Below are 10,222 nucleotides of genomic sequence, written 5' to 3'. Positions count from 1 at the left end.
CGGCGATGAAGGGGTTTTTGCGGTGTGGGGTCATGGTTTTGGATTGGGGATGTTCGAGTGCGCCGATGCCGCCTTCCTGATAGGCGCGTATCCATCGCCGCAGGCGGGTTCGGGAGATGCCGTAGTGGTCTGCAGTACGCTGTTGGCTGCGTATGTGCAGGTAGTGGAGTACGGCTTGGTATTTGAAGTGTAATGTATATTTGGTCATAAAAAAACTGCACCTTGGTGGTTGGAGGGTATGTGTCCAACTTTTGGGGTGCAGTTCAAACCCGAAATACGGTTTTCAGACGACCTTTTTCTTACACTTTACGGTTTAAACGAACCTTATCCGCCGTAATAGGCTTTGGTCAGGATTTCCTCCATGTCGGCAACCAATGCCAGACGCGGGTTGGCGGGGGTGCATTGGTCTTCAAAGGACAGCATTGCCAGTTCTTTGCGGCCGTCGATGAAGGTTTTTTCGTCGATGCCCTGCTCTTTGAACGACATTTTGATGCCGACGTTGACCGCCAGTTCATGACAGGCGCGGGCGAAGGATTCTACGCCTTCGGCAGGGGTGGCGCACGGTAAGCCTAAGGTACGGGCGATTTCCTGATATTTCAGGTCGGCTTTGTAGTAGTTGTACTTCGGCCAAGTGGCGGTTTTCTGCGGGCGCGTGCCGTTGTAGCGGATGACGTGCGGCAGCAGGATGGCGTTGGCACGGCCGTGCGGAACGTGGTATTTGCCGCCGATTTTGTGCGCCATCGAGTGGTTGATGCCGAGGAATGCGTTGGAGAACGCCATGCCTGCGATGGTGGAGGCGTTGTGCATGTGTTCGCGCGCTTCGGGGTCGGACGCGCCGTGTTTGTAGGAGCGTTCGAGGTATTGGAACACGAGCTTGATGGCTTGCAGGGCGAGGCCGTCGGTAAAATCGTTGGCGAGCACGGAAACGTATGCTTCTACGGCGTGGGTCAGTACGTCCAGACCGGTGTCAGCGGTTACGCCGGCGGGGACGGTCATGGTAAACGCGGGATCGACGATGGCGATGGTCGGGGTCAGCGAGTAGTCGGCGATAGGGTATTTTTTGTCGCCGTCGCTGATGACGGTAAACGGCGTAACTTCGGAGCCGGTGCCCGATGTGGTGGGGATGCCGATGAATTTGGCTTTGCGGCCCAACTCGGGGAAGCGGAAGGCGCGTTTGCGGATGTCCATGAATTTTTGGACGAGGTCTTCAAAATCGACTTGGGGCTGTTCGTAGAAGAGCCACATGGCTTTTGCCGCGTCCATCGGCGAGCCGCCGCCCAGTGCGATGATGGTGTCGGGCTGGAAGCTGCGCATCAAATCGGTGCCTTTATAGACGGTTTGGACGCTGGGATCGGCCTCGACGTCGGTGAAAAGCTGGATGGTTACTTTGTTTTTGCGTTGGTGGAGCTGGTGGGTCACTTTATCGACGAAGCCCAAATCAACCATCGAACGGTCGGTCACAATCATGACTTTTTCGCAGTCTTTCATGTCTTGCAGGTATTGGATGGAATCGCGCTCGAAATAGATTTTGGCGGGTACTTTGAACCATTGCATGTTGTTTCTCCGACGGCCTACTTTTTTGATGTTTAACAGGTTGACTGCGCTGACGTTGCCGCCGACGGAGTTTTTGCCGTAAGAGCCGCAGCCCAAGGTCAGGGACGGCAGGAAGGCGTTGTAAACGTCGCCGATGCCGCCGAAGGTGGAGGGCGAGTTCCAAATCACGCGCAGGGCTTTGACGCGGGTGCCGAAGGTTTTTGCCAATTCATGGTCGGCGGTATGGATGGCGGCGGAGTGTCCCAAGCCGTCGAAGGCGACCATTTGTTCGGCAAACTGCAAACCTTGTTCGGTGGAATCCGCTTTGAGCATCGCCAGTACAGGCGAGAGTTTTTCGCGGGTCAGCGGCTCGTTGGGGCCGACTTCGCGGCATTCGGCGATGATGATGTTGGTTTTTTCAGGCACTTTAAACCCGGCCTGTTCGGCAATCCACGCCGCCGGTTTGCCCACAACGGCGGAATTGAGCTTCGCGCCGCCGCAGTTGGCGCAGTTTGCCGTAACGCCGAAGATGAAATCTTCGAGCATGGCTTTTTCTTTTTTGTTGGCGAAGTACACGCCGTAGGATTTGAACTCTTCAACTAGCTCTTTATAAATCTCTTTGTCGGCGATGACGGCTTGTTCGCTGGCGCAAATCATGCCGTTGTCGAACGCTTTGGACATCACGATGTCGTGTGCCGCCTGCTGGATGTTTGCCGTTTTTTCAACATAGGCAGGCACGTTGCCCGCCCCGACGCCGAGCGCGGGTTTGCCGCAGGAATAAGCGGCTTCCACCATCGCATTGCCGCCGGTCGCCAAAATCGTCGCTACGCCCGGATGTTTCATCAGCGCGGAAGTGCCTTCCATAGACGGTTTTTCAATCCACTGGATGCAGTTTTCCGGCGCGCCGGCGGCAATCGCGGCATCGCGCACGATTTGGGCGGCGTGGGCGGAACACTGCTGGGCGGAAGGGTGGAACGAGAAAATAATCGGATTGCGGGTTTTCAGCGCAATCAGGGATTTGAAAATGGTGGTGGAAGTCGGATTGGTGGTCGGCACGATACCGCAGACGACCCCGACCGGATCGGCGATTTCGGTGATGCCGGTTACATCGTCTTCGCTGATGACGCCTACGGTTTTCAAATCACGCAGGCGGCGCACGACGTTTTCGCAGGCAAACAGGTTTTTGGTTGCCTTGTCTTCAAATACACCGCGTCCCGTTTCTTCGACCGCGTGCATGGCGAGTACACCATGTTTGTCCAGCGCGGCAATGGAGGCTTTGGCAACGATATAATCAATCTGCTCCTGATTCAGCTTGCGAAACTCGTCCAACGAGCGCAAACCCTTTTCAACCAAACTGTTGACCTCGGCGATGGCGGGGCTGACGACATTGTCGGCTGATGCGTTCATGGTGTATCTCCTTGATATAAGGTGGCAATAAAGACGATAAATTTTCACTACGATTACTATAAGTAATTTTGTTACATTTCTCTTTGACTTACATCACAAACCATGCATGCTGTTTTCAGACGACCTCTTTCAGGATTTTTCTGTTTTTAATACATTGAAATAAAATCATTTTAACGAGTTTGATAAAAGAGGCCGCCGAGTCTTCCCCTTTTGCCATATTGCTATTGTTTTGCCCGCCGCAATTCATATGAAAATGAAATTTTTTGAATTTTGTATCGAAATTACAAAACAACCTTTCAAACAAAATTTGCAGGCAAAACGGACAAGGTCGTCTGAAAACCAAATTAAAGTTTTCAGACGACCTTGTCGCATATTCACAAGAGATTGTCGGGAAAACGATAGTTTTTTTCTACAATTTCAGATATTAAACTTATAAAATACAACCATTCTCATTTGTACAATGAACGGAGAAATTGATGTTCCGACCCAATCTGACCGCTGCCGCCGTTGTGGCCGCTTTATCTTCCACTGTATTTGCCGCCGAAACGGTCGAGCTGGATACCGTCCATGTGAAGGGGCAGCGTTCGTATAACGCGATTGCCACCGAGAAAAACGGCGATTACAGCTCGTTTGCCGCCACCGTCGGCACAAAAATTCCCGCTTCTTTACGCGAAATTCCGCAATCCGTCAGCATCATCACCAACCAGCAGGTAAAAGACCGCAACGTTGATACCTTTGACCAATTGGCGCGCAAAACGCCGGGTCTGCGCGTGTTGAGTAATGACGACGGCCGCTCATCGGTTTATGCGCGCGGCTACGAATACAGCGAATACAACATCGACGGTCTGCCCGCGCAGATGCAGAGTATCAACGGCACGCTGCCCAACCTGTTTGCCTTCGACCGCGTCGAAGTGATGCGCGGCCCGAGCGGCTTGTTCGACAGCAGCGGTGAGATGGGCGGTATTGTGAATTTGGTGCGCAAACGCCCGACCAAAGAGTTCCAAGGCCATGCAGCGGCAGGGTTTGGTACGCACAAACAATATAAAACCGAAGCCGACGTTTCAGGTCCTCTGAACGCCGACGGCAGCGTTCGCGCCCGTGTGATGGCGCAAACTTCGGGCGCGTCTCCCCGTCCTGCCGAGAAAAACAACCACCACGAAACCTTCTACGCGGCGGCGGATTGGGACATCAACCCCGACACGACTTTGGGCGTAGGCTATCTCTACCAGCAACGCCACCTCGCACCGTACAACGGCCTGCCCGTCGGCAGCAGCGGTAATTTGCTGTCCCTGCCCAACCACACCTTTGTCGGCGCGGATTGGAACAAATTCAAAATGAACAGCCATGACGTGTTCGCCGATCTGAAACATTATTTTGACGACGGCGGCTACGGCAAAATCGGTATGCGCTATTCCGACCGCGATGCCGACTCCAACTACACCTTCGCCGCCAACAAACTTTCTGCCGACAATAAGGCAAACGTCGTCGGCTTAGGCACGGAAATCAAACAAAAAGCCTTCGCAGTTGACGCAAGTTACAGCCGTCCGTTTGCCTTGGGCAACACCGCAAACGAACTCGTCGTCGGCGCGGACTACAACCGCCTGCGCAGCACCAACGAACAAGGCCGTGCAGCCGTTGCGCGTAATGTTGCCTTGGGCGATTTCCACTCTGTTCCCTATGTCAACCTGATGCAGAACGCCCGTGCCGGCGCGCGTGGTTACAGCCATACCGTCGCTACTGAAAACCTTGACGAATTCGGCGTTTACGGCAAATCCGTCTTCCATCCGGTCGACAGGCTGTCGCTCATCGGCGGCTGGCGTTTGGGACACTACAAAATCGAAGCGGGCGATGGCGACGAGTTGCACAAAGCCAGCAAAACCAAGTTCACCGGCTACGCAGGCGCGGTTTACGACCTGAACGACAACAACAGCCTCTACGCCAGCTTCTCCCAACTCTACACGCCGCAAACCAGCCTCGGCACCGACGGCAACCTGCTTAAAGCGCGCGAAGGCAACCAGTTTGAAGTCGGCTACAAAGGCAGCTACATGGATGACCGCCTCAACACCCGCGTCTCCCTCTACCGCCTGAAAGACAAAAACGCCGCCGCACCGCTGAACCCGAACAACCGCAACACCCGTTACGCCGCCTTGGGCAAACGCGTGATGGAAGGCGTTGAGACCGAAATCAGCGGCGCGATTACACCGAAATGGCAAATCCACGCAGGTTACAGCTATCTGCACAGCCAAATCAAAACCGCCGCCAACTCGCGCGATGACGGCATCTTCCTGCTGATGCCCAAACACAGCGCAAACCTGTGGACAACTTATGAAGTTACGCCCAAGCTGACCCTCGGCGGCGGCGTGAACGCGATGAGCAGCATCTCCTCGGCGGCAGGGCTGCGCGCAGGCGGCTACGCCACATTCGACGCCATGGCGGCATACCGCTTCACGCCCAAACTGAAGCTGCAAATCAACGCCGACAACATCTTCAACCGCCACTACTACGCCCGCGTCGGCAGCGCAAACACCTTCAACATTCCCGGCTCGGAGCGCAGCCTGATGGCAAACCTCCGCTACGACTTCTAAAAACGGGAAAAGCAAAAGGAAAACAAATCACCGCCAAAAACCAGAAGACCAACACATTACGGAAACAGACCGGACAGGCAGGGCACACTACCTGTCCGGTTTTATCATTTATGTTCCATGTTTGACATATAGTGGATTAAATTTAAATCAGGACAAGGCGACGAAGCCGCAGACAGTACAGATGGTACGGAACCGATTCACTTGGTGCTTCAGCACCTTAGAGAATCGTTCTCTTTGAGCTAAGGCGAGGCAACGCCGTACCGGTTTAAAGTTAAGCCACTATAGAAAAAACAGCAGACGCAGCCCAAAGGTCGTCTGAAACATCCGACAACCCGATAACACACACAACACACCCCACCAACACAACCGACAACCCCGCCATGACCTCACGCACCGCACACTGGCAAGCCGCCCGCCTGCTGCAAGCCGAAGAAACCCACATCCGCTCCGAGCACACCGGCCGCAGCTACCGCATCCAAACCGCCGCTATCGGCGACCCGCCCCCGCAAGGCTATCCCGTCCTCCATATCCTCGACGGCGACGCCTTCTTTCCCGCCGCCCTCAGCATGGCACAATCCCTGCTCATCAACCCCATGACCCGAAGCCGCGCCGCCTGCCTCATCGTCAGCATCGGCTACCCCAACGGCGAAGTCCGCGACCTGACACAGCGCGCCCTCGACTACACCCCGCCCCTGCCAGAAGCCGCCACCGAAGCAGACCGCCGCCAATACGGACAAGCCGACCGCTTCGCCGCCTTCCTCGACCACGAACTCGCCCCGGCCCTCGCCGCCAAACACCCCGTCAACCCCAAAGAACAAGCCCTGTTCGGACACTCCTTCGGCGCATTGTTCGGACTCTATTCCCTCTTCACCGCCCCCGACCGCTTCAAACACAACCTGCTCGCCTCCCCCTCCGTCTGGTGGCACAACCGCCGCGTCCTCGACTTCCTCCCGTCCGCCCTTCCCACCGACACCGCCGTCCGCATCAGCGTCGGCGAACACGAAGGCCGCAGCAACCGCCCCGAACAAATCGGCAGGGAAATGGTCGCCCAAGCCAAACTGCTTGCCGGCACCCTCCAACACCTCGGCGCAGACGCACAATTCACCCTCTACCCCAACGCCAACCACGGCAACACCCCCTTCTACGCCCTCCCCGACCACATCGAATACCTCCGCCAAGCGTGGCAGAAGAAATAAACAGGCAGAAACGAAAAGCCGTATTCCAAACAAAGAGAAATACGGCTTGAGTGATGGCGGTTAGGGATTTTCAGACGACCTTGATTCAATTTTTTATGCAATCGACGTAGGTTTTATTCAATTAAATTGGAAATCCAACCCGTAGCGTGGGCTTCGCCCACGAAATCTACTATCTAACAATCCAAATCAGACAACAGCCGAATGGGCTTTCATTTCAGCATTCATCCCGTGGGCGAAGCCCACGCTACTTGTTGCTGCAACGACAACTTGTCCCTTCCCCGTCCGGCGGGGGAAGGTTAGGATGGGGGTGGCCTTTTGGGTTTATAGTGGATTAACTTTAAACCAGTACGGCGTTGCCTTGCCTTGCCGTACTATCTGTACTGTCTGCGGCTTCGTCGCCTTGCCCTGATTTAAAGTTAATCCACTATAGGTTAAATCAAATTCGTACAACCCATAGAGCCACCCTCTCCCCGCTCCCTCTCCCGCCAGACGGGAGAGGGAGCGGGTTACCAGTCGAAACGAGGTCGTCTGAAAACTCTGAGAGTTGAGTTTTGGAGAAACTCGTTCACCCTCGTTTTCAGACGACCTTTATTCAATCAATACAGGCTTGGGACTCAAGTAGCGTGGGCTTTGCCCACGAAATCCACCACCTAATAATCTGAATCAGTTATCTTTGTCCGTGTATTCATCTCATGAGCAAAGCCCACGCTACGGGAGATCTTTGCAAAAAAAACCTTCCTGTCATCGGTAATCCGGATTTATTCTGTCTGAATCTTTTTTCTAAAAATCTTAGTGATTAACCATCCCAGTAAAAACCACCAAATTGCATTCAGAAAGATAAATACCCAATTGGCTAACGGGCCATTTACATAATTGGAAACGAATAAGGACAAAATGGAAAAGGGAAAGGCTAAGACGAAGAGAAGAAAACCTCCCCAGCTCCCCTCTGTACTATCACCCAAAATAACCATTGATGCGATTAGATAGATTAATGCCAACAAGATACCTAATTTATTTTTAAAGAAAGACATATATCACTTCCTCTTGTTTTCTATAAGTATAAAGCACAAATCAAAACGTTAACCAAGTCGGGCGCAGCGTTCCATATGGGCGGACGCTTCCGCGGCATCTCCGGTAAAAGGCTGCAATCGGTTTATGTTCAGGAAAAGCGATATCTGTCCAACAGCAGGCTGCGCATTACCCGCAAACCCCTGATTGGCGGCAAATGGAAAACCTCCGGCACCACTAATCGACAAGCTCGGAAGAAACCTAATCCGTAGCGTGGGCTTCGCCCGCGAACCTGCTGCCTGAAAATTCGAATCGGATGGTTGTCTTTATCTTCATTTCGCGGGCAAAGCCCACGCTACGGGTCGTCTGAAAACCTGTTTTCAATTTTCAGACGACCTTCTTGCAACGTCCACCTTTTCTGTGCTCAAACCGTCCTAACGCTCGATGCCGCCACACAACCGCTCGACGATTTCCGCTGCGCTGCCGGGGCGGCACAATCCTGCGTTTTGTCCTGCCCAAAATGGGGAAAAGTCATAGCAGCCTTGTTTTTCGGCGGCGGCTTTCAATGCTCCGGCGGCTGCGCCTGCCAAGGGGAACGGTAGCGCTGCGTCATTCATCGGACCGGCTTCGCGTATGAAACGGTTGTAAAGTCCGCGCGCTGCGCCGCCGCTGAACAAGTTGGTCACTACGGTATCTTCGGGACGGGCGGCTTGGATGGCGGCGCGGTGGGCGGGTTTGATCAGGGCTTCGTCTGCAAGCAGGAAGGCGGTTCCGACCTGCACTGCGGACGCGCCCAATCCCAACGCGGCGCGGACGGCAGCGGCATCAGAAACGCCACCCGCGGCTATGACGGGCAGGCGCACGGCCTTGCGGACGGCGGGCAACAGGGCGAACAAGCCGCTTTGGCTGTCGGGATGGCGGTTTAAAAACCATCCCCGATGACCGCCCGCTTCCCACGCTTGGGCTATCACGACATCCGCGCCGTTTTGCTCCAGCCAAACGGCTTCTTCGACCGTCGTCGCGCTGCTCCACACTTCCGCGCCCGTCGCTTTGACGCGCTGCAAGTATTCGGGCGCGGGCAAGCCGAAGTGGAAGCTGACCACAGGCGGGCGGTAACGTTCCACACATGCCAACGCATCGGCATTAAACGGCTGCCGTCCGCCGCCGCTGGGAATGTCGTTTTCCGTCAGCCCGTAAGCCTCGAAATACGGACGCAACACAGCAAACCATGCCTCGTATTGCGCGCGCTCGGCAGACGGCGTGCGGTGGGCGAAAAAGTTGAGGTTGTACGGACGGCCGCCGCCCTCCTGCTTCATCCGCGCCAACGCTTTTTCCAAACCCACGGCATCGTACATCGCCCCCGCCAACGAACCCAAAGCGCCGGTTTTGCCGACAGCCAAAGTCAGTGCTGTGTCATGTGCAAACGCCATCGGTGCTTGAATCAGCGGATAGCGCAGTGAGGATAAAATGCGGCTCATGTCTGTTTCTCCTTGTAATCTGTTTGGTCAGCCGGCTTGAAATTTCTTCAGTTTAAATACGCGGACTGACCATGTGGAACATGGCTGAATTTTGCCACAAAAAATAGTCGGACATGACTGCAAGGTCGTCTGAAAACAAATCTTGGCATTTTGTGTCAAGCGGGTGTTTGCGAAACCAAACATATTGGAAAACCACCCCTCCTATTCAACCCGATATAGAAAAAGGTCGTCTGAAAACCCTGTTTCGGGTTTTCAGACGACCTTTGCTTTGCCTTCAAACAGGCTTTAGGTCAGGATTACCATTGGTAACCGACACCTGCGGTCGCGCCGTAGTGGCCGCGTGAGTTGCCGGTAGCGGTACCTTTGATGATCCAGTTGCCGCCGTCGGAAATGCTGGAGAAGCCGACTGCGTAACCGCTTTCACCGCGGTAAACGCCGCCTGCAACCGCCATCATGCTCTTACCCGGCAGGTAGGCTTGCGGCAGGCCTGCCACCGCCATGGCTGCTGCGGTACCGGCTTTGGAGTCGCTTTCCACATTGTCGATACGTTGGTTGATTTGGTTGCCCATGTTCACCACGTAATTGCCGATGTTGGTCACGTTTTGGTTAATCGCCTGGTTGGTGTAATACAACTGGCTGCCGTTGATCGCATCGGTCGAATCCGCCGATACCACGCCTGCCGCCACACCTTGTACCTGACGGGTCTCGTCCGTACCGTTGCCGACGGTGACGACGCCGGCGACTTTGTTCGCGGCGGCAGCCGAACCTGCTTTACCTGCCACGGCTTTGTCGTTCAGGCCGCCGTAGGTGTAGGCTTCGCCTTTGGCCGCATCAGCCGTATGGATGCCTTGGGTTTGGGCGCGGTCGCCGAGGTAGACGGAGTCGTTGACCGTGGCTTTGATGTTGCTGCCCAGTGCGTAGGCGTTGTCGGCGGATACGTTGTTGTTGTTACCGATGGAGTAAGAACTGTTGCCGCTTACTACAGTCGGGTCACCGATGGCGCCGGAGTTTTTGC

General features: G+C 54.8%; 8 protein-coding genes. 3 read left to right on the top strand and 5 right to left on the bottom strand.

Annotated elements, in window-relative coordinates; translation table 11 throughout:
- Together AAG834_RS12990 and adhE are read right to left on the bottom strand one after the other, a co-directional pair.
- Positions 1 to 208 (bottom strand): helix-turn-helix domain-containing protein (locus tag AAG834_RS12990; RefSeq protein ID WP_342032377.1); only part of this gene is annotated, 208 nt, incomplete at its 3' end.
- 116 nt (positions 209 to 324) lie between these two features.
- Positions 325 to 2,940: a bifunctional acetaldehyde-CoA/alcohol dehydrogenase gene (gene adhE, locus AAG834_RS12985; RefSeq protein WP_342032376.1), complete on the bottom strand. Its 2,616-nt coding sequence runs from the start codon at positions 2,938 to 2,940 to the stop codon at positions 325 to 327.
- Between the two features lie 476 nt (positions 2,941 to 3,416).
- Between adhE and AAG834_RS12980 the strand changes: the two genes are divergently transcribed.
- Both AAG834_RS12980 and AAG834_RS12970 read left to right on the top strand, forming a co-directional pair.
- Complete coding sequence (locus tag AAG834_RS12980; RefSeq protein ID WP_342032375.1) at positions 3,417 to 5,525, top strand: TonB-dependent siderophore receptor; 2,109 nt, start codon at positions 3,417 to 3,419, stop codon at positions 5,523 to 5,525.
- A 380-nt stretch (positions 5,526 to 5,905) separates the two neighbouring features.
- Positions 5,906 to 6,721 (top strand): alpha/beta hydrolase, encoded by an 816-nt coding sequence (locus tag AAG834_RS12970; protein WP_342032374.1) that lies wholly within the window; start codon positions 5,906 to 5,908, stop codon positions 6,719 to 6,721.
- A gap of 758 nt (positions 6,722 to 7,479) precedes the next feature.
- On the opposite strand, the gene AAG834_RS12965 is transcribed toward AAG834_RS12970, so the two are convergent.
- On the bottom strand, positions 7,480 to 7,752 hold the full coding sequence (locus AAG834_RS12965) for a succinate dehydrogenase (protein ID WP_070515507.1): 273 nt from the start codon (positions 7,750 to 7,752) through the stop codon (positions 7,480 to 7,482).
- Between the two features lie 75 nt (positions 7,753 to 7,827).
- Here AAG834_RS12965 and AAG834_RS12960 point away from each other — a divergent pair, with 75 nt between their 5' ends.
- Complete coding sequence (locus tag AAG834_RS12960) at positions 7,828 to 8,001, top strand: hypothetical protein (protein WP_342032373.1); 174 nt, start codon at positions 7,828 to 7,830, stop codon at positions 7,999 to 8,001.
- Between the two features lie 162 nt (positions 8,002 to 8,163).
- On the opposite strand, the gene AAG834_RS12955 is transcribed toward AAG834_RS12960, so the two are convergent.
- Both AAG834_RS12955 and AAG834_RS12950 read right to left on the bottom strand, forming a co-directional pair.
- The gene (locus AAG834_RS12955; RefSeq protein WP_342032372.1) at positions 8,164 to 9,207 is read right to left on the bottom strand and encodes an NAD(P)H-dependent flavin oxidoreductase; all 1,044 of its coding nucleotides are present in this window, start codon (positions 9,205 to 9,207) and stop codon (positions 8,164 to 8,166) included.
- A 296-nt stretch (positions 9,208 to 9,503) separates the two neighbouring features.
- A partial coding sequence (locus AAG834_RS12950) for a YadA family autotransporter adhesin (RefSeq protein WP_342032371.1) occupies positions 9,504 to 10,222 on the bottom strand: 719 nt, incomplete at its 5' end.

It is taken from the genome of Neisseria sp. Marseille-Q2251 (assembly GCF_940793045.1).
Lineage (GTDB): Bacteria > Pseudomonadota > Gammaproteobacteria > Burkholderiales > Neisseriaceae > Neisseria.
Note: the sequence above shows the minus strand (reverse complement) of the source record. Positions and strands in the feature narration are given on the sequence as shown.